This window comes from Azohydromonas lata NBRC 102462 (genome assembly GCF_001571085.1).
Lineage (GTDB): Bacteria > Pseudomonadota > Gammaproteobacteria > Burkholderiales > Burkholderiaceae_C > Azohydromonas > Azohydromonas lata.
Window position 1 is genome coordinate 1 of record NZ_BCTC01000112.1, and the last position, 19,099, is coordinate 19,099.

Sequence of the window (19,099 nt, forward strand, 5' to 3'; positions counted from 1 at the left end):
CGGGGCAGGGCCCCGCCGCGCCTGGGATCAGAAGAAGCCCAGCTTGTTCTCGCTGTAGGAGACCAGCAGGTTCTTGGTCTGCTGGTAGTGGTCCAGCATCATCTTGTGCGTCTCACGGCCGATGCCGGACTGCTTGTAGCCGCCGAAGGCCGCGTGGGCCGGGTAGGCGTGGTAGCAGTTGGTCCACACGCGGCCGGCCTGGATGCCACGGCCCATGCGGAAGGCCGTGTTCATGTTGCGGCTCCACACGCCGGCGCCCAGGCCGAAGTTGGTGTCGTTGGCGATGGCCAGGGCTTCTTCCTCGTCCTTGAAGGTCGTGACCGACAGCACGGGGCCGAAGATCTCTTCCTGGAAGATGCGCATCTTGTTGTGGCCCTTGAACACGGTCGGCTTGATGTAGAAGCCGCCTTCGAGGTCGCCACCCAGGCTGTTGCGCTCGCCGCCGATCAGGCACTCGGCGCCTTCGCCACGGCCGATGTCCATGTAGGACAGGATCTTCTTGAGCTGCTCGTCGGAGGCCTGGGCACCGATCATGGTGCTCTTGTCCAGCGGGTTGCCGGCCTTGATGGCGGCCACGCGCTTGATGGCGCGTTCGATGAACGCGTCATAGATGGACTCGTGCACCAGGGCGCGCGAGGGGCAGGTGCAGACTTCGCCCTGGTTCAGCGCGAACATGGCGAAGCCTTCGAGCGCCTTGTCGAAGAAGGCGTCGTCCTTCTCCATCACGTCGGCGAAGAAGATGTTGGGCGACTTGCCGCCCAGCTCCAGCGTCACCGGGATCAGGTTCTGGCTGGCGTACTGCATGATCAGGCGGCCGGTGCCCGTTTCGCCCGTGAACGCGATCTTGGAGATGCGCTTGGACGAGGCCAGCGGCTTGCCGGCTTCCACGCCGAAGCCGTTGACGACGTTGAGCACGCCCGGGGGCAGCAGGTCGCCGATGACTTCCATCAGCACCAGCACGGACACGGGGGTCTGCTCGGCGGGCTTCAGCACGATGCAGTTGCCGGCGGCCAGCGCGGGGGCCAGCTTCCACACGGCCATCAGCAGCGGGAAGTTCCAGGGAATGATCTGGCCGACGACGCCCAGGGGCTCGTGGAAGTGGTAGGCGAAGGTGTCGTGGTCGATCTCGCTGATCGAGCCTTCCTGCGAGCGCACGCACCCGGCGAAGTAGCGGAAGTGGTCGATGGCCAGCGGCAGGTCGGCGGCCATGGTTTCACGGATGGGCTTGCCGTTGTCCCAGGTCTCGGCCGTGGCCAGCAGCTCCAGGTTCTGCTCCATGCGGTCGGCCATCTTCAGCAGCACGGCGGAGCGCTCGGCGGGCGAGGTGCGGCCCCAGGCGGCCTTGGCGGCATGGGCGGCGTCCAGCGCGCGCTCGATGTCCTCTTCCGTGGAACGGGGGATCTCGCAGAACACCTTGCCGGTCACGGGGGTGATGTTCTCGAAGTACTGGCCCTTGGCCGGCTCAACCCACTGGCCGCCGATGAAGTTGCCGTAGCGCTTCTTGAAGTTGACGGGGAAACCGAATTTGCCGGGTTCGAGCATGTCCATGCGTGTCTCCTGTTGAGCGGTGATCTGTCTGCAAAAAGGCCCCTGCTGCATTTGCAGGCTATGGGGCGAATCGAAGCTGCACCGTCCTTATTGCCAGGACCGTGCCAGCACCCCCGGCCACCCCGGCGGGCCCGTTTGAAGCACACACCGGCGTCAAAAACCCAGGGTCAACACCAAGTCGGGCACCCCGGTGACGCCAGCACTGTGACGTCAGGACTGCTCCATGTCCCAGGCCGCCACAAGGCATGACGTCAATGTGGATTTGCACGGGCGTGCATATGCAACAACCCCGAGCCGCCACCGCGTGCCGCGTGCTTGACGCCCCGCTCAGGCCGGTGAATCGAACAGCGGCAGCTCGGATTGCGCGGCCAGCGGGGCGGCAGGCGCCGCCGCCGCCATGCCGGGCGCCGCCTTGCGGGTGGCGCCGCGCGCGCCCGGCGCCGCGGCGTTGGGCCGCGCCAGCGAGCCGGCGCGTATGCCCAGCAGCCGTATGCGCCGGCCCAGGTCCACGCGCTTGAGGCAAAGCCCCGCCGCGCGGCGGATGGCGGCGGCGTCGCCCGTGGGCGCGGGCAGCGTCAGGTCGCGGGTGACGGTCTTGAAGTCCTCGAAGCGCAGCTTGATGCCTAGGGTGCGGCTCACGTAGCCCTTGCGCTGCAGGTCCTCGGCCACCTGCTGCGCCAGCCGCGTGAAGATGGCCGAGAGCTGCGCCTTGTCGCGCACGGCGTGCAGGTCGCGCTCGAAGGTGGTCTCGCGGCTGATGGACACGGGCTCGCTGTGCGTGACCACGGGCCGCTCGTCCAGCCCGTGCGAGGCGTCGAACAGCCACTGCCCGTAGCTGCGGCCGAAGCGTTCGATGAGCCACGGTGCCTCGCACTGCGCCAGCTCGCCGATGGTGCGTAGGCCCAGCGCCTGCAGCCTGGCGCCGGCCTTGGGCCCAATGCCGTTGATGCGCCGCACCGGCAGTGGCCAGATCCTCGTGGGCAGCTCGGCCATGGTCAGCACCGTCAGCCCGTCGGGCTTGTCCAGCTCCGAGGCGATCTTGGACAGCAATTTATTGGGCGTGACGCCCATGGAGCAGGTCAGCCCCGTGGCGGCGCGCACGTTGTTGCGGATTTCCTGCGCCAGGGCGCGCACGCTGGAGAGCGGGTCATGGCCCACGCGCTCGCGCAGGGCGGGCAGCTCGGTGAGGTCGATGTAGATCTCGTCGATGCCGCGGTCCTCGATGACGGGCGCGATCTCGGCCACGGCGGCCTTGAAGCGGCGCGACATGTCGCGGTAGGCGTCGAAGTCCGCGGGCAGCAGCACGGCGTCAGGCGCCAGTTGCGCCGCCTTCATCAGGCCCATGGCCGAGTGCACGCCGTAGGCGCGCGCGGCGTAGGTGGCGGTGGTGACCACGCCGCGCCCGGCGTAGTCGCGCAGCCTGGCAAAGCGCCGCGTGCCGTCGGCCAGCGTTTGCGGCTGGTGCGCCCGCCGCCCGCCCACCACCACCGGCAGCCCGCGCAGCTCCGGATAGCGCAGCAGCTCGACGGACGCATAGAAGGCGTCCATGTCGAGGTGGGCGATCCAGCGCGGGGCGGCGGGGCTGTGCATGCGTACAGCATAGCGGGTGGGGTGGGGCGGCCCGCCGTGCGCTGCCGAGTCGCCGCCGCGTCACGGAAGCCCCTGCGCCACGGGCTACCATTCCGGGTTTTCCGCAGGACCGCCCAAAAAAAAGGGCTCCGGGTGAGCGCCTGCGACCGATCCACGTCCCTCAAGAGGGCTTGCTGCATGACCACTCCCGGCCTGATACGCCTAGCCCCGGGCCAGCGCCAACTGATCTTCAACACCGACGGCACCAACGCGCGCTGGTACCGCGTGTTCAACCGCGGCCCCTCGCCCATGGGCGTGATCTACGCCAACAACCCCGGCACCGCCGCCTCGCTGTCGCAAACCATCGAAGCGGGCCGCTCCATGGACTTCCTGGCCTACCGGCTGGAAGTGCGCCACCTCACCGGCAACACCATGGTGGACGGGCTGTACGAGGCGCTGCCCTGACCCCGCGCGGCCGCGCCCACCCACGCCGCACCGGCGACTCTTCCGGCCAGGCTCACGACGCCTTCAAGCCCTGATCCGCGCTCAACCCGCCTGAGCGGCGGGCCCGCCCCAGGCGCCGCCGCGCCAGCGCCTTGCGCGCCTCCTCCACCCACAGCACCACGCTGGCGGCCAGCGGCAGCGGCCAGAGCTCCTCCCAGCCCAGCGGCACGGTGTGGAACAGCGCGTTCAGCGGCCCCCACCACAGCACGGCCGCCTGCAGCGCCACGCTCAGCAGCAGGCCGCCCAACAGCCAGCGGTTGCGCAGCAGCGAGCGGTTCAGGGCCGAGCGCGTGGCGGACTGGCAATTGAGCACGTTGAACCACTGCGTCATGGCCAGCAGCGTGAAGGTCTGCGTCTGCACCACGTCGGCCGGCGCGCCCAGGTGCGTGCGCCATGCGAACCAGCCGAAGGTGATGGCCGAGCTCACCGGCACCAGCAGCGCCAGCCGCCACAGTTGCGCCGCGCCCAGCAGCGGCTCCAGGCGGGGGCGGGGCGGATGGCGCATCTCGTCGCCCTCGGCCGGCTCCATCACCAGGTTGATGGTCACCGTGCCCTCGGTGACGAGGTTGATCCACAGGATCTGCACCGCCGCCAGCGGCAGCGGGTAGCCCGCCAGCAGCGCCAGCAGCAGCACCACCACCTCGTCCAGCGAGGTGGCGAACAGGTAGACCAGCAGCTTGCCGAGATTGGCCCGCACCACGCGGCCCTGCTCGACGGCCGCCACCAGGGTGGCGAAGTTGTCGTCGGTGAGCACCACGCGCGCGGCACTCTTGGCCACCTCGGTGCCGGCGATGCCCATGGCCACGCCCACGTCGGCGCGCGCCAGCGCCGGCGCGTCGTTGACGCCGTCGCCCGTCATGGCCACCACCTCGCCGCGCGACTGCAGCGCTTGCACGATGCGCAGCTTCTGCGCCGGCTGCACCCGCGCGCACACGGCCAGGCGCGGCAGCAGCGCCTGGAGCTCGGCGTCCGGCAGCCGCTCCAGCTCCGCGCCGTCCAGCGCCAGGTCGCCGTCGCGGGCGATGCCCAGCTCGCGCGCGATGGCCAGCCCGGTGAGCTTGTGGTCGCCCGTGAGCATGAGGGTGCGGATGCCCGCCTCGCGGCACTCGGCCACGGCTTGCCGCGCCTCCTCGCGCGGCGGGTCGATCTGGCCGATGAGCCCAAGCAGCCGCGCCTGGCCCGCCAGCCCCGCGAAGGCCGCTTCGGCGCCGCCGCGGGCCGCGGCCTGCACGGCGCCGTCCGCCGCCGCGCCGCGCACCTCGGCGAAGGCCAGCACGCGCAGCGCGCGCTGGGCCATCCCCTCGGCCGCCGCACGCGCGGCCTGCACCGCGCCGGCATCGCCGCACAGCCGCAGCAGCGCCTCCGGCGCGCCTTTCAACTGCAGCAGCGCGCCCGCGGCGTCGCGGTGCAGCGTGGCCATGAGTTTGGTGTCGGCGTCGAAGGGAATTTCGCCCGCGCGCGGCAGTTGGGCGCGCTCCTCGCTGGCGTCCAGCGAGGCCTTGGCGGCCAGCACCAGCAGCGCGCCCTCGGTGGGGTCGCCCAGCACGGTCCAGGCGCCGTCCCCGGCGTCCGGCGGCAGCAGTTGGGCGTCGTTGCACAGCACGGCGGCGCGCAGCAGCGGCCACAGGGCTGCTGCCGGCAGGGGCGCGCCCTCGGCGCGCAGCTCGCCCGTGGGCGCGTAGCCGGCGCCGGTGACGCTGGCGCAGGTGCCGCCCGCCAGCCACAGCGTGCAGGCCGTCATCTCGTTGCGGGTCAGCGTGCCGGTCTTGTCGGTGCAAATCACGCTGGTGGCGCCCAGCGTCTCCACGGCGGAGAGGCGGCGTATGAGCGCCCCGCGTCCGGCCATGCGCTGCATGCCCACCGCCAGCGCGATGGTCATGGCCACGGGCAGCCCCTCGGGCACCAGCGACACCATCTGGCTCACCGCCACCATGAGCAGCTCCACGGCCGCCATGCCGCGCGACAGGCCCAGCGCCATCACCCCCGCGAACAGCACCATCCCGGCGACCACCAGCCGGCGGCCGAACTGCGCGATGCGCTGCTCCAGCGGCGTGGGCGGCTCGCGCGTGCCCTCGGTCAGCCGCGCGATGGCGCCGATCTGCGTGCGCGCGCCCGTGGCCACCACCACCGCCAGGGCCCGCCCGGCGGTGAGCTGGGTGCCGGCCCACAGCATGTTCTGGCGGTCGGCCAGCGCGGTGTCCGCGGGCAGCGCGGCAGGCGCCTTCATCACCGGCACCGACTCGCCGGTGAGCGCCGCCTCGGCCGCCTTCACTTGCGCGGCCTGGAGCAGCCGCGCGTCCGCCGTGACGGCATCGCCCGCGGCCAGCAGCAGCACGTCGCCGGGCACCAGCTCGCGCGCCGGGACCAGCGTTTCCACGCCGCCGCGCAGCACCCGCGCCTGCAGCACGGCCAGGCGGCGCAGCGCGGCCATGGAGCGCTCGGCGCGGCCCTCCTGCGCCAGGCCTATGAAGGCATTGACCAGCACCACGGCCAGGATCACGCCCGCGTCGCTGACATGCCCCATGGCCAGCGACAGCGCCGCCGCGCCGGCCAGCAGCGCGATCAGCGGGCTGGCGAACTGGTGCAGCAGTTGCCGCCACCAGGGCGTGGGCGGCGCCTGCGGCAGCTCATTGGCGCCTTCGCGTTGCAGCCGCTGGGCGGCTTGCGCGGCGTCCAGGCCGCGGGCGGCGTCGCCGTGCAGGCGGCGCAGCGCCTCGTCGGCAGGCAGGGCGTGCCAGGGCACGGGGGCGGGCGTGTCGTGGACTTCGGGCATCACTGCGCGCACGTTCCTCATCGTTGGGCCGGGCCATTCTCCCCGGGCCATCTGAGCACGCGCGCCCGGGTGAAGGCCTGATGCGGCGCAAGCACCGCGGCGCCCGCCCGCAGCGGACTTACGATGCCTGGGCGCCCGCGGCGGCGGGGCGGCAGCGCCGCCGGGTGCCGTCCGTTGGTCTTCACCCGTCGCCGCCAAGGAGTCACCGCATGAGCGACTTGCGCAGGATCGTGGTGCACGTCAGCGACAGTCCGCGCGCCCGCGAGGTGGCGCTGTGGGCTGCCGCGCTGGCCGGGGAGCACGGGGCCGGGCTGGAGGCCGTGCATGCCGTGGAAGCCACGCCCACGGCGGCCTACCTGACGCCGGAGGCCACCACCATCGCCACCCAGCTCAGCATGGACAGCGACCGCGGCCGCATGGAGCAGGCCCGGCTGCTGGCCGACGAGATCGCGGCCGAGCGCGGGCGGCCGCTGCCGTTCGAGAGCGTGCTGGGCGACCCGCTGCCCACGCTGCTGCGCCACGTGCGCTGCGCCGACCTGCTGGTGCTGGGCCAGCACGACCCCGAGACGCCGGACGGCACCGAGCCCGGCCTGGCCGGGCGGCTGCTGATGGCCGCGGGTTGCCCGCTGCTGTTCGTCCCGCACACCGACGGCCACGGCGGCCAGCGCCCGCGCGCCGTGCGCCGGGTGCTGCTGGCCTGGAACGGCAGCCGCGAAAGCGCCCGCGCCCTGCGCGACGCGCTGCCGCTGCTGCGCCGCGCCACGAGCGTGGACCTGGTGCGCTACGTGCGCGGCGACGACGAGGTGCCCTCGCTGGAGCCGCTCAAGGCCTATCTGGCCGCGCACGGCGTGCACGCCGCGTGCAGCCTGCAGCGCAGCCGCGAGCCCTCCATCGCCGAGCGGCTGCTCTCACCGTGGACGCCGGACGCCCCGGTGGCCGAGGCGCTGCTGTCGCGCGCGGCGGACGTGGACGCCGACCTCATCGTCATAGGCGGCTACGGCCACGCCCGCGCCTGGGAAATGGCCCTGGGCGGCGTCACCCGCACGCTGCTGCAGTCCATGACGGTGCCGGTGCTGATGTCGCATTGAGGCGGCGCCGCACCGGCCCGCCGGCCTGTCGGCGGGCCGGTTCCAGGGCAGCGGCTTCAGAGCCCTTCGGTCAAGCCTTCCACGCCGTCGCGGCGGATGGTCTCGCGCGCCGTCTTGGTCTTGTCCAGCGACTTGCCCAGGCTGCTGTCGAGCACGCGCAGCAGTTTGTCGATGGCGCCGTCGATGGCGGTGCGCATGTCGCCGCTCTGGTGGCTGGCGGTGAGCTGGCCCTGGCCGGCCACGCGCGCCTCCAGCAGGCAGCGCTTGTCGTCGTCGGCCAGCTTGTCGGCATTGACGTCGCTCAGGTGCACTTCCACGCGCGTGATGTGGTCGGCGTAGCGGTCGAGCTCGCCTTCGAGCATCAGCGCGATCTCGCGCTCCATGTCCTCGCGGCCGGTCACGTGGTCGTCGTGGTTGACTTGAACTTGCATGCTTTTCCTTTGCTGGAGTTGCGGCCCTCAAAAGGCCGTATGTCCAGGGCAGTGGCAAGCGGCGTGCGCCCAAGGCCTCAAGCGGGGCGCGGCATGATCGCCCCATGCGCCTGTTTGCCCAGCTCTACGCCGAGCTCGACGCCCGCACCGCCACGCTGGAGAAGGTGGCGGCCCTGCGGCGCTACCTGGCCGCCGCGCCGCCGGCCGACGCGGCCTGGGCCGTGTACTTCCTGGCCGGCGGCAAGCCGCGCCAGAGCGTGCCCGGGGCGCTGCTGCGCGCCACCGCCTGCACCTTGGCCGGCATCCCCGACTGGCTGTTCGAGGAGAGCTACCAGGCCGTGGGCGACCTGGCCGAAACCATCGCCCTGGTGCTGCCGCCGCCGGCCAGCCTCGGCGGCGAGGACATCGGCCTGGCCGAGTGGATGGAGGCGCGGCTGCTGCCCCTGCGCGGCCGCAGCCCGCAGGACCAGGCGCAGTGCCTGGCGCAGTGGTGGGGCGGCCTGGAGACGGCCGGGCGCTTCCTGCTGTGTAAGCTCATCGGCGGCTCCTTCCGCGTGGGCGTGAGCAAGCTGCTGGTGCAGCGCGCGCTGGCCGAGCACGCCGGGCTGGACCCCAAGCTCATGGCCCAGCGCATGATGGGCTTTACCGATGCCCGCCAGCCGCCCAGCGCCGTGCGCTTCCTGGCGCTGCTGGCGCCGGACGACGGCACCACCGCCCCGGCCGACAGCGGCCAGCCCTATCCCTTCTTTCTCGCCCATGCGCTGGAAGCGCCTGCCCACAGCTTGGGCGTGCCCGCGGACTGGATCGTCGAATGGAAATACGACGGCATCCGCGCCCAAGTGGTGCGGCGCGCGGGGCAGTGCTGGATCTGGTCGCGCGGCGAGGAGCTCGTCACCGAACGCTTCCCGGAGGTCGTGGCCCTGGCGCAGTCGTTGCCGGACGGCACGGTGGTGGACGGCGAAATCCTGGCCTGGCAGGACGGCCGCCCCGCGCCTTTCGCGCTGCTGCAGCAGCGCCTGAACCGCAAGACGCTGCCGCGCAAGCTGCTGCAGGAGGCGCCCGTCACGCTGCTGGCCTACGACCTGCTGGAGGACGGCGGGCGCGACCTGCGCGGCCAGCCGCTGCTGCTGCGCCGCGAGCGGCTGGAGGCCCTGGCCGCCGGCACCGGGCTGCCGCTGTCGCCGCTGCTGGAGGAGGCCACCTGGGACGCGCTGGCCGCGCAGCGCGCCGCCAGCCGCGAGCGCGGCGTCGAGGGGCTGATGCTCAAGCAGCGCCAGGCGCCCTACGGCGCCGGGCGCACCAAGTCCGAAGGCCTGTGGTGGAAGTGGAAGATCGAGCCCCTGACCGTGGACGGCGTGCTGGTCTATGCCCAGCGCGGCCACGGCCGGAGAGCCAGCGTCTACACCGACTACACCTTCGCCGTCTGGAGCCGCTCGCCGCGCGACGCGGCCGAGGCGCAAGCGGTGGCCGACGCCATCGCGCGCCGCGCGCCGGCCGGCGACTTGCAGCTCGTCCCCTTCACCAAGGCGTACTCCGGGCTCACGGATGCCGAGTTCGCCGAGGTGGACCGCGTCATACGCGCCAGCACGGTCGAGAAGTTCGGCCCCGTGCGCAGCGTGCGGCCGGCGCTGGTGTTCGAGCTGGGCTTCGAGGGCATCGCCCGCAGCCCGCGGCACAAGAGCGGCATCGCGCTGCGCTTCCCCCGCATGCTGCGGCTGCGCACCGACAAGCCGCTGCACGAGGCCGACACGCTGCAGGCGCTGCAGGCGCTCCTGAACGCCCACGGCAGCGCCAGCGCGGCGGCGGACGACACATCCAACAACGACACCCAGGAGGACGCTTCCGCATGAGCGATGTGCAACCCTTTGCGCTGGACCTGGCGCTGCAAGGCGGCGGCTCGCACGGCGCTTTCACGTGGGGCGTGCTGGACGCGCTGCTGGAGGACGGCACGCTGCGCTTTGCCGGCATCTCCGGCACCAGCGCCGGCGCGCTCAATGCCGCGGTGCTGGCCACGGGCCTCCTGCGCGGCGGCAACGAGGGCGCGCGCCAGGCGCTGCGCGCGTTCTGGGAGGACGTCTCGCGCGCCGGGCGCTGCTTCGGCGCGCTGCAGCCCCCGGCGCTGCCGGGCTGGACGCAGCCCGCGCCCGCGCCGCTGTGGGGCTGGTCGCCCTCGGACTGGTTCGCCACGTGGGCGCGCAGCTTCAGCCCCTACCAGCTCAACCCCTTGGGCCTGAACCCGCTGCGCGACCTGGTGGCGCGGCACGTGGACGTGGCGGCGCTGCAGTGCGTGGCGCCGGCGCCCACGCTGTTCGTCATCGCCACCTCGGTGCACACCGGGCAGCCGCGCGTGTTCAGCGGCAAGACGCTGACGCTGGACGCGCTCATGGCCTCCACCTGCCTGCCGCACCTGTTCCGCGCCGTGGAGATCGACGGCGAGCCCTACTGGGACGGCGGCTACGTGGGCAACCCGTCGCTGTGGCCGCTGATCTACGAGACGCCGGAAGCGGACCTGCTGCTGGTCAAGATCAATCCGCTGCGGCGGCCGGCTACGCCGCAGACGGCGCTGGCCATTGCGGACCGGGTCAGCGAGATCGGCTTCAACTCGGCGCTGGTGGGCGAGATGCGCGCCATCGCCTTCGTGCAGCGGCTGCTGGCCGAGGAGCGCATAGAGCGCGGGCGCTACAAGGACTTGCGGCTGCACATGATTGCCGACGAGGGCGAGCTGGCCCACCTGGAGGCCGCCACCAAGCTGGACACGAGCGCGGCCTTCCTGCAGTCGCTGTTCCGCATGGGCCACCAGGCGGCGCGGCGCTGGCTGACCCGGCACCGCGCCGACCTGGGCGTGCGCGCCACGCTGGACATCGAGGCCACGTTCCTGGCGCCGCGCTAGGGCAGGGCCTTGTGCGGCGGTGCGCGGCGCCGGCGCTCAATCCACGTGCAGCCGCCGCTGGCCATCGACCAGCGCGATGCCGGCGAAGCGGGCGCGGCCCTCGTGCTTCTGGAACACGCTGTTGGCGATCAGCCAGACCCGCGTCACGCGCGCCGGCAGCGGGCCGCCCACGGCGTGGCGGTAGGCCTCGAGCAGGTCCACCTCCTCGGCCTGCCACTGGCCCAGGCCGGCCGTGCCGCTGCGCGTGACCAGGTGCGTTTCGCGCTGCTGCCAGGCCGGCAGCGGGCAGGCGAAGGCATGGCCCTGCGGCAGGCCCTGGCTCCAGACGAAGCTCAGGTCGCGGCCGTTGTCGAACTCCACGGCCACGCTGAGGTAGTCGTGGGTGGGCACGCTGTCCTCCGGGAGCGCCGAGGGCAGCGCGTCCACGCGCCAGCGCCACTGCAGCCGCGTGCCGGGACGCAGCTCGAAGGGCGCGTCCTTCTGCAGGATGCCCACGTCGTCGTGCGTGTGCACCGCGATGGCGCCGCCTTGCGGGTCGCCGGCCTCGGGGCGGGCGCGGGAGAAGATCTCGGCGCGGCCCAAAGGCCAGAAGTACTGCCAGCCCGCGGGCGGCGGCACGGTGCCTTCGGCCAGGCGGCGCAGCTCGCCTTGCGCCCAGGGGGCCAGCGGCGCGTGCCGGGCCAGCGCCTGCAGCTGCGCGGCGACGTCGGTGCCTGGCTTCCAGGCGAGCACGGCCACGCTGACGCCGCCGCCCGCATCCGGGTTCACCGCCGGCGGCTCGCCCGCGTAGGCGCCATGCGGGTCGGTCCACGACAGGGCGGGAAGGAGCTTCAGGCGCAGGTTGCCCGCGTCCGCGGCGACGAAGCCGTGGGTATCGCGGGTGCCGTTGAAGATCTCGCCCTGCGGGCCCACCTGGGCCCAGACCGCCAGGGCCGGCGACAGCGACAGCCGCGCCGCGCGCGACCACCACACCTGCCCGCGCATCAGCAGCGTCACCGGCTGGCCGGGAGACAGGGCCAGGCCGGTGTCCAGCCAGGGCCCCACGTCGCCGCTGAGATGCAGCACCTTCAGCCCCGCCAGGCTGGAGGCCACGGCGGGCGTCGCGGCCTGCCGCACCGCCTGCTCGAAGCGGTCATGGTCCGGTTCGGCCTCGGGGGTGGCGGCATGGCCGCTGAGCGCTCCGGCCAGCAGCAGGGCGGCGGTGGCGGCACGCAGAAGGCGCAGGCGCGAGCGCGGGGCGGGAGACAAGGGCAGCATGGTGGCTTGCGGGCTGTGGTGGGAGCCGCGCAGTCTGGGCCGCGCCCGCGGGCGGCTCCAGAGCAGGCCGCCTGCGGCGGGGCGGGAAGATTGCCTGCGGCCACGGCCGCCCATCGGTCGGCAAGGACTCCCTTGCGCCGAGGTCAGCAGGCGCTCTTTGCTACCCTCGCGCCCCTGTTCAAGAAGGAGTCGAAGAATGAAGGACCTGCCCGCGCGCGAGAAGATCGACATCGTCGAGAAGGTGGCCCAGTACCTGGTGCTGGCCGGTGCGCTGGACAAGAGCTCCCCGCTGGAAGACTACGAGCGGGCCAACGAACTGTCGCTGGAGCTGGCCATGCTGCTGCCGGCGCCGCTGTACCGCAGCGTGGCGGAGGCCGGCACGCATCCCACCGAGGGCCTGAACCCCGCCACCGTGGCGCTGATGGTGCGCCAGACGCTGTTCACGACGGAAGGCGAGGAGCAGCCCGTGATGCTGGCCGTGCACGTGCCGGGCCTGTCCGACAAGACGCCGCGCAGCAAGGCGCATCACTGAAGCGAATGGGGCAACGCCCGGCAGCAGCGGCCGGGCGGCAACGACATGGAGGCCGCGACAGCGGCCTTTTTTATGGCGCGCGGGCCGTCAAGCGCCGCTTCAGCCGGCAATGTCGTGGCCGGGCCGCGTCGGGTCGTTGTCGGCCCTGTCGTGCAGCCGCTCCCAGGCGTCGCGCGCAGCGTGGCGGGCGTGGTCCCAGGGCAGGGCGGAGCCGGAGGCGGCGCGCTCGGCCTCCCAGCCGTGGCCCAGCTCCGACTCCACCGTGTCGTCCCAGCGGCGCGGGCCGCTCTGGCGGGCGTACATGGCCTCGCCGTAGGCGTAGGCGGGGCCCCAGTCCTCGAAGCGCGCGCCCTCGCTGGCGTAGGGGCGGCTGCCGTAGAGGCGGCTCCAGTGTTCGGTGCCGCTGCTCTTGTGCCAGGAGCTTTCCGCCGAGCCGCCGGCCAGCGCCCCGGCGATGGTGCCCAGCACCGCGCCGGCCAGGCTGCCCACGGGGCCGGCGGCCATGCCCGCGGCGGCCCCAGCGGCGGCGCCGCCCGCGGCACCCAGGCCGGCGCCCAAGGGGTTGGTGGCCGCCTTGGCGGCCAAAGAGTCCATGGGGTCCTGGGGGTCGAGCTCGTCGCGGCGGGCGTCGGCGTCGGAAAGCGGGCGGGAGCTGGTCATGGCGGCGGGCGTTTCGGGGTCGTCTGGATGGCGCCATTGCAACGCCGGCGGGGCTCCAGGCCCATAGTCCGCCGCCGTGCGGACTTGTAGGACGGCGCCGGGCCCGGGAAGGACTTCGTCTGAGCGCGGCGCCGCCCGCGCGCAGCCAGCCTCAGGCGGGTGTCACCGGATGGCCGGCGATGTAGTGCTCCAGTTGCTCGATGAGGAACTGCTGGTCGGAAATGATGTGCTTGACCAGGTCGCCGATGGAGATCATGCCCAGCAGCTTGCCGCCCTCCATCACGGGCAGGTGGCGCAGCCGGTTCTGCGTCATCAGCGCCATGCACTCCTCGGCGGTCTGCCTGGGATTCACGAACATCACGTTGGGCGACATCACCAGGTTCACCCCCGTGCTCTTGGAGGCGCGCTCCTGCAGCACGATCTTGCGGGCGTAGTCGCGCTCCGAAAAGATGCCGACGACGGCGTCGCCTTCCATCACCAGGACGGCGCCGATGTTCTTCTGGCACATCAGCTTGATGGCCTCGTACACCGTGGCGTGCGGCTGCACCGCAATCACTTCCTGGTTGGGCTTGGACTTCAGGATCTCGAGGGCAGTGGTCATCGGCTCTCTCCTTGCACTTGAAGACAGGGGCATGGGGCTGCCCCAGCTCCTTTGTAACCGCTTTTCAAAGGCTCCAGAGGCTGCGCATGGCCCGCTCGAAGCGCCCGGCGATGCCGGCGCTGTGCGCGTGCACGTGGTTGCGCACCACGAAGCGCCCGCCCACCACCGCGTCGCGCCAAGGCCGGCCTGGGCTGCAGAACACCACGGCGTCGAGCAACTGCGGCGCGGGCGTGCCCAGCAGGCTGGCATCCGAGGTGTCCACCACCAGCAGATCGGCCCGCGCGCCCTCGACCAGGCCCCAGTGCTTCATGCCCGCGGCCGCGGCGCCGCCTTGCTGCGCCATGGTCCACAGCCGCCCGGCGCCGGAGGTGCTGGGCGTGTTGGGCCGCGACTGGCCCTGGCGCTGCTGGCGCAGCAGCCGCTGGCCGTAGTCCAGCCAGCGCAGCTCCTCGCGCCAGGTGCGCGTGACCTGGCTGTCCGAGCCCACGGCCACGGGCACGCCGGCCTCTATCCAGCGCGCCAGGTCGGCCAGGCCGTCGCCCAAGTTGGCCTCGCTGCTTGGGCACAGCACCAGGCTGGCGCCGGCTTGGCCCACGGCGCGCACTTCCTCGTCGCTGACGTGGGTGGCGTGCACCAGCGTCCAGTGCGGGCTCAGCAACCCCTGCTGCGCCAGCCACTGCACGGGGCTGGCGCCGGTGGCCTCGCGCCAAGCCCGCACGTAGGCCTGGTGCTCGGCGATCTGGATGTGCAGCCGCAAGTCCGGCCCGGCCTCGCGCGCCAGTTGCGCCAGCGACTGCGGCGTCACCGCCGAGAGCGCGTGCACGCCCAGGCCCACGCACAGCATGGGGCGCTTGCATTCCTGCAGCGCCTGCACTTCCTGCAGCAGCCGCTCCAGGCCGCGGCCGAAGCGGCGCTGGCCTTCGCCCAAGGGCTCGCCGCTGCTGCCTGCGCGCTCGCGCAGCACGGGCAGCAGCGTCAGGCCCACGCCGGCCTCCTGCGCCGCGTCGGCCAGCGCCCAGGCCATGCGCTGCGCGTCGTCGGGGAGGGGGCTGCCGTCGGCCTGGTCGTGCAGGTCGTGGAATTCGCACACGTGCGTGTAGCCGCCGTGCAGCAGCTCCACATACAGGTGCGCGGCCACGGCCTGCAGCAGCTCCGGCGTGAGGCGGGCGGCCACGTGGTCGCGCATGGCGCCCCAGGAGTGCAGCCCGGCACCGGGCGCATCGAAGCGCTCGGCCAAGCCGGCAAAGGCGCGGTGGAAGGCGTGGCTGTGCGCGTCCACCAGCCCGGGCAGCACCGCCCCGCCCAGCGCCAGCGTGCCCGGCGGGGGCAGCCCGGCATTGGGCCGCACCTCGCACCAGTGGCCGGTGGCGTCGCTGCGCAGCAGCACCTGCTCGGCCCAGCCGCCGGGCAGCCAGGCGCGGGGCGCCCACAAGTTGAGCGGCTCAAGGTTCACGAGGGTCTCCATTCGGTGAGCAGCCGCAGCATGCGCCGCAGCAGGGGTTCGATGCGCGCCACGCGCGCGCCGTCGAGCCGGTAGGGGGCGGTCTCGGCCATGTAGCAGCGCCAGCACATCTCCAGTTGCACGGCGTGCTGGCCTTGATCGGGCCGGCCGTAGTGGCGCGTGATGTAGCCGCCCTTGAAGCGGCCGTCGATGACGTGGCTGAACTCGTCCTGGCCTTGCAGCAGCTCGCCCAGGGCCTGGCGCAGCGAGGGCGCGCAGCTCGCGCCGTCGGCCGTGCCCAGGTTGAGTGCGGGCAGCTCGCCCGCGAACAGCCAGGGCAGCGCGGACTTGATGCTGTGCCCGTCGAACAGCACGGCGTGGCCGTGCTCGCCGCGCAGCCGCTGCAGCTCCTGGCGCAGCGCGTCGTGGTAGGGCTGCCAGTAGCGCGCGCAACGGTCCTGCACCTCGGCCGCGTCCGGCGCCTGGCCCTCGCGGTACAGCGGCTCGCCGGTGAAGAAGTTCACCGGGCACAGCCCCGTGGTGTTGACGCCGCTGTACATGGGCGTGTCCTCGCGCGGGCGGTTGAGGTCCACCACGTAGCGGCTCAAGCGCGCGGCCAGCACCGTGGCGCCGAGCTCGCGCGCGAAGGCGTAGAGCGGCTCCAGGTGCCAGTCGGTGTCCTCCACCTCCAGCGCGCGCGGCATCAGGCGCGGCTGCAGATCGGCCGGTATCGCCGTGCCCACGTGGGGCAGGCTCAGCAGCAGCGGCGTGCGGCCGCGGTGCAATGAAAAGACGGGGTCGTTCATCCCGCAAACCTTCCCATGTTGCGGCCGGCGGCGCGGGCCGCGGCCTTGAACGTGTCCGCAGCACGCAGCGCGCCCACGTCCAGCCCCTTCCAGTTGACGAGCGGGCGAGGGCTCCAGGCCGCCACGGCGGCGGCCTGTGGCGCGTCCAGATCCAGCAGCGCCTGCACCAGCGCGGCCAGGGCCACCTCGGCGGCGCGCGCGGCGCCGTCGTCCATCTTGAGCGCCAGGCCCAGGCCCAGCTCCGGCAGCGCGGCGCAGTACATGCCCTCGGCGCCGACCTTGCAGCACAGCCGCTCGCCCAGCGCCTGCATCAGCAGCGTGTCGGCCCGCTCGCTGCCCGCGACCAGGAAGGGGTGTTTCGCGATGGCCTGGCGCAGCCGCCGCGCCGCGCCGGCCATGCCGGGCGGCAGCCCAACGCCGCTGCCGGCGCGGGCGAAGGCCAGCGCGAGCTGGCGCAGCGGAATGGCGTGCGCGGGGATGGAGCAGCCGTCGGTGCCGCAAGGCGCGCGGGCCAGGTCCCAGCCGGTGGCCGCCTGCAGCGCGTGCTCGATCTCGCGCATGAGCGGGTGTTCGCGCCGCACGTAGCCGGCGGCGAAGCCGCGCGCGTCGCGGTCGCCGGCCAGGTGCGCTCCCAGGCAGAGGAAGCCCGCGTGCTTGCCGGAGCAGTTGTTGTGCAGCGGGCAGGGCAGGCGGCCGGCGGCGGCCAGGGCGCGCGCGGCGGGCTCGAAGTAGGGCCAGTGCGCGCCGCATTCCAGCGCCGTGTCGTCCAGCCCGGCGCGGCGCAGCATGGCGGCAGCTGTTGCGGCGTGCGCCTCCTCGCCGCCGTGCGAGGCGCAGGCCAGGGCCAGGGCGGCATCGTCCAGGCCCAGCGCGTCGGCCGCGCCGCTGGCCACCAGCGGCAGCGCCTGCAGCAGCTTGACGGCCGAGCGCGGGAAGACGGGCGTGTAGATGTCGCCCACGGACCACAGCACGCTGCCGTCGGCGTCCAGCACCGCGCAACTGCCGCGGTGGCGCGACTCGACCACGCCGCCGCGCCAGGCCTGTACCAGGACGGGATTGGAATTCATGCGCCTCCCAGCTTGCCGGTCGCTGCAGCCACTGTAGCCATGCCGGCCGGCGCCAGCGCCGCGGCGAGCTGGGTCCTCAAGCCGCGGGGCGGCCGGCGCCGTCGCCGTCGCGGTGCAGCCCCAACTGGTGGCAGAGGTCGCGGATGTCCTGGCGCGCCTCTTCCAGGCCCGGGCGCAGCACGCGGCGCGCGTCGCCGTCGCGCGTGTCCGAAAGCTCGCAGGCCTGCTCGGCCAGCATTTCCAGCTCGCGCAGCGCCGAGGCCACGCCCTCGTCGCGGCTGCGCAGGTGCGCCGCGCGTGCCTGCTGCGATTGCTCGCTGAGCTGCTGCAGGCATTGCCGCAGGTCCGGCGCCACGCCGCGCACCACGGCGCTGGCTTGGGCGGCCTGCACAAGCTCGTTTTCTATCTTGGAGAGGCGGCGGTAAATCTCGGTGTGCGCGTCCGTAGGCATAGGCATAGCGAGAGTCGGTTGAGGGAACCACGATACGGGCAAAGCACATGCCCATGAATGCGGGTGAGGGTGCGCATTGACGCTGTTGGCGGGCGCCGGGAGCATCGCCCGCGCCCGCGGGTGGCTCACGCCGCGATGCCGGGCATTTCAGAGTTGCCGCCAACCCATCGCAAGGGAGAAACCCATCATGGACAACTGGGCCGCGCCGGCACGGCGCCTGGGCTTGCGCGCACTGCTGCTGCTGTGCCTGCTGCCGGCCCTGCTGGGCAGCGCGCTGGCGGCCAACACCGTCACGCGCAAGGGTAAGGGCTGGGAGTACTACCTCACCGGCAGTGCCGCGGACCGCGTGCTGCCTGCGCCGCGGCGCGCGGGCGCGGCGCTCATGGGCGGCGAGGCCGACGTGGACGGCGCCTTTCGCTGGCTGGTGCAGCGCGCCGGGGGCGGCGACTTCGTGGTCATTCGCGCCAGCGGCGACGACGGCTACCAGTCCTACGTCTTCGACACCATAGGCGGCGTGGACTCGGTGGAGACGCTGGTGGTGGCTACGCGCGACGCGGCCAACGATCCTTTCGTCGTGGACCGCGTCTTGCGCGCGGAAGTGCTGTTCATCGCCGGCGGCGACCAGAGCGACTACGTCAAGCTCTGGAGCGGCACCGCGCTGCACGACGCCATCAAGGCGCTGCAGCGGCGCAACGTGCCCGTGGGCGGCATCAGCGCCGGGCTGGCCGTGATGGGCGCCCTGGACTTCGCCGCACTCAACGGCACGCTGGCAAGCTCTGATGCGCTCTCCGACCCCTACAACAAGCGCGTGAGCCTGGACAGCGGCTTCCTGACCGTTTCGGGGCTGGAGGCCGACATCACCGACTCGCACTTCGCCGCGCGCGACCGCATGGGGCGCATGCTCGCCTTCCTGGCGCGCAGCATCCAGGACCAGCGCGTGAGCGGCTTCGACGCCATCCGCGGCGTGGGCGTGGATGCGGGCGTGGCCGTGCTGCTGGACGGTCTGCAGGCCACGTTGCTCACGCAACCAGGCTACGAGGGGCGCGGCGCCTACTTCCTGCGCCCGCTCATGGCGCCCACGGTGTGCGCGCCCAAGCAGCCGCTGACCTTTCGCAACGTGCAGGTGGACAAGATCACGGCAAGCGGAAACTTCAATCTCTCGACCTGGAGCGGCCTCTCCGCGCGCTACCAGGTGAACGCCGAAGCGGGCGTGCTGACCTCGGAACAAGCCGGCGGCGCCGTGTATTGAAGAAGCCCGTGCCGCAGGGGCCGGGCGCACGCGCGGCGCAACGGATCTGCACTTTTTATGACCCAGGCTCGGAACGGCCAAAAAACTGTTCTACAATGCGCCCCACGCCAACGACGCAGCGATGCTTCAAAGGCTCACCCAGTGAGCCAGCGAGACCAACACATCGCCGCGTCGGCTGTCAGCAAACTAATGCTGGCGGACAAAGCGGTTGCAGTGATGCACCGAATCCCCT

Annotated in this window: 17 protein-coding genes; 6 read left to right on the plus strand and 11 right to left on the minus strand. The window is 72.6% G+C overall.

Features of this window, described 5'->3' with window-relative positions; all coding sequences use genetic code 11:
* Window positions 1–27 precede the first annotated feature (27 nt).
* Both adh and dinB read right to left on the minus strand, forming a co-directional pair.
* The gene (gene adh, locus ALA01S_RS25515) at window positions 28–1,548 is read right to left on the minus strand and encodes an aldehyde dehydrogenase (protein WP_066342120.1); all 1,521 of its coding nucleotides are present in this window, start codon (window positions 1,546–1,548) and stop codon (window positions 28–30) included.
* Window positions 1,549–1,875: 327 nt separating this feature from the next.
* Window positions 1,876–3,138: a DNA polymerase IV gene (gene dinB, locus ALA01S_RS25520; RefSeq protein WP_066342121.1), complete on the minus strand. Its 1,263-nt coding sequence runs from the start codon at window positions 3,136–3,138 to the stop codon at window positions 1,876–1,878.
* A 177-nt stretch (window positions 3,139–3,315) separates the two neighbouring features.
* On the opposite strand from dinB, the gene ALA01S_RS25525 reads away from it, so the two are divergent.
* On the plus strand, window positions 3,316–3,582 hold the full coding sequence (locus ALA01S_RS25525; RefSeq protein ID WP_066342122.1) for a hypothetical protein: 267 nt from the start codon (window positions 3,316–3,318) through the stop codon (window positions 3,580–3,582).
* 52 nt (window positions 3,583–3,634) lie between these two features.
* Here ALA01S_RS25525 and ALA01S_RS25530 read toward each other — a convergent pair whose 3' ends face one another.
* The gene (locus tag ALA01S_RS25530) at window positions 3,635–6,394 is read right to left on the minus strand and encodes a cation-translocating P-type ATPase (protein ID WP_066342123.1); all 2,760 of its coding nucleotides are present in this window, start codon (window positions 6,392–6,394) and stop codon (window positions 3,635–3,637) included.
* Window positions 6,395–6,603: 209 nt separating this feature from the next.
* Here ALA01S_RS25530 and ALA01S_RS25535 point away from each other — a divergent pair, with 209 nt between their 5' ends.
* On the plus strand, window positions 6,604–7,482 hold the full coding sequence (locus tag ALA01S_RS25535) for a universal stress protein (protein ID WP_066342124.1): 879 nt from the start codon (window positions 6,604–6,606) through the stop codon (window positions 7,480–7,482).
* Window positions 7,483–7,538: 56 nt separating this feature from the next.
* Here the strand turns inward: ALA01S_RS25535 and ALA01S_RS25540 are convergent, their stop codons facing one another.
* Window positions 7,539–7,913 (minus strand): HPF/RaiA family ribosome-associated protein, encoded by a 375-nt coding sequence (locus tag ALA01S_RS25540; RefSeq protein ID WP_084267948.1) that lies wholly within the window; start codon window positions 7,911–7,913, stop codon window positions 7,539–7,541.
* A 104-nt stretch (window positions 7,914–8,017) separates the two neighbouring features.
* Here ALA01S_RS25540 and ALA01S_RS25545 point away from each other — a divergent pair, with 104 nt between their 5' ends.
* Both ALA01S_RS25545 and ALA01S_RS25550 read left to right on the plus strand, forming a co-directional pair.
* Window positions 8,018–9,763: an ATP-dependent DNA ligase gene (locus ALA01S_RS25545; RefSeq protein ID WP_066342125.1), complete on the plus strand. Its 1,746-nt coding sequence runs from the start codon at window positions 8,018–8,020 to the stop codon at window positions 9,761–9,763.
* The gene (locus ALA01S_RS25550) at window positions 9,760–10,803 is read left to right on the plus strand and encodes a patatin-like phospholipase family protein (RefSeq protein ID WP_066342126.1); all 1,044 of its coding nucleotides are present in this window, start codon (window positions 9,760–9,762) and stop codon (window positions 10,801–10,803) included. The genes ALA01S_RS25545 and ALA01S_RS25550 overlap by 4 nt, the downstream gene beginning before the upstream one ends.
* 36 nt (window positions 10,804–10,839) lie before the next feature.
* On the opposite strand, the gene ALA01S_RS25555 is transcribed toward ALA01S_RS25550, so the two are convergent.
* Window positions 10,840–12,060 (minus strand): DUF3047 domain-containing protein, encoded by a 1,221-nt coding sequence (locus ALA01S_RS25555; protein ID WP_066342127.1) that lies wholly within the window; start codon window positions 12,058–12,060, stop codon window positions 10,840–10,842.
* A gap of 196 nt (window positions 12,061–12,256) precedes the next feature.
* Here ALA01S_RS25555 and ALA01S_RS25560 point away from each other — a divergent pair, with 196 nt between their 5' ends.
* Entirely contained in the window at window positions 12,257–12,592 is a 336-nt protein-coding gene (locus ALA01S_RS25560) for a hypothetical protein (RefSeq protein WP_066342128.1), read from the plus strand.
* Window positions 12,593–12,691: 99 nt separating this feature from the next.
* Here ALA01S_RS25560 and ALA01S_RS25565 read toward each other — a convergent pair whose 3' ends face one another.
* From ALA01S_RS25565 to ALA01S_RS25590, 6 genes are all read right to left on the minus strand, one after another.
* Complete coding sequence (locus tag ALA01S_RS25565) at window positions 12,692–13,252, minus strand: hypothetical protein (protein WP_157119282.1); 561 nt, start codon at window positions 13,250–13,252, stop codon at window positions 12,692–12,694.
* Window positions 13,253–13,403: 151 nt separating this feature from the next.
* On the minus strand, window positions 13,404–13,853 hold the full coding sequence (locus tag ALA01S_RS25570; protein WP_066342130.1) for a CBS domain-containing protein: 450 nt from the start codon (window positions 13,851–13,853) through the stop codon (window positions 13,404–13,406).
* Between the two features lie 64 nt (window positions 13,854–13,917).
* On the minus strand, window positions 13,918–15,306 hold the full coding sequence (locus tag ALA01S_RS25575) for an amidohydrolase family protein (protein WP_238455949.1): 1,389 nt from the start codon (window positions 15,304–15,306) through the stop codon (window positions 13,918–13,920).
* Window positions 15,303–16,100: an N-formylglutamate deformylase gene (gene hutG / locus ALA01S_RS25580; RefSeq protein WP_066342132.1), complete on the minus strand. Its 798-nt coding sequence runs from the start codon at window positions 16,098–16,100 to the stop codon at window positions 15,303–15,305. The genes ALA01S_RS25575 and hutG overlap by 4 nt, the downstream gene beginning before the upstream one ends.
* Window positions 16,097–17,167, minus strand: a complete 1,071-nt coding sequence (locus ALA01S_RS25585) for an asparaginase (RefSeq protein ID WP_066342133.1) — start codon at window positions 17,165–17,167, stop codon at window positions 16,097–16,099. Before ALA01S_RS25585 ends, hutG begins: the two co-directional genes overlap by 4 nt.
* A gap of 76 nt (window positions 17,168–17,243) precedes the next feature.
* The gene (locus ALA01S_RS25590) at window positions 17,244–17,624 is read right to left on the minus strand and encodes a hypothetical protein (RefSeq protein ID WP_157119283.1); all 381 of its coding nucleotides are present in this window, start codon (window positions 17,622–17,624) and stop codon (window positions 17,244–17,246) included.
* Window positions 17,625–17,805: 181 nt separating this feature from the next.
* Here ALA01S_RS25590 and ALA01S_RS25595 point away from each other — a divergent pair, with 181 nt between their 5' ends.
* On the plus strand, window positions 17,806–18,867 hold the full coding sequence (locus ALA01S_RS25595; RefSeq protein WP_066342135.1) for a cyanophycinase: 1,062 nt from the start codon (window positions 17,806–17,808) through the stop codon (window positions 18,865–18,867).
* Window positions 18,868–19,099: the final 232 nt, after the last annotated feature.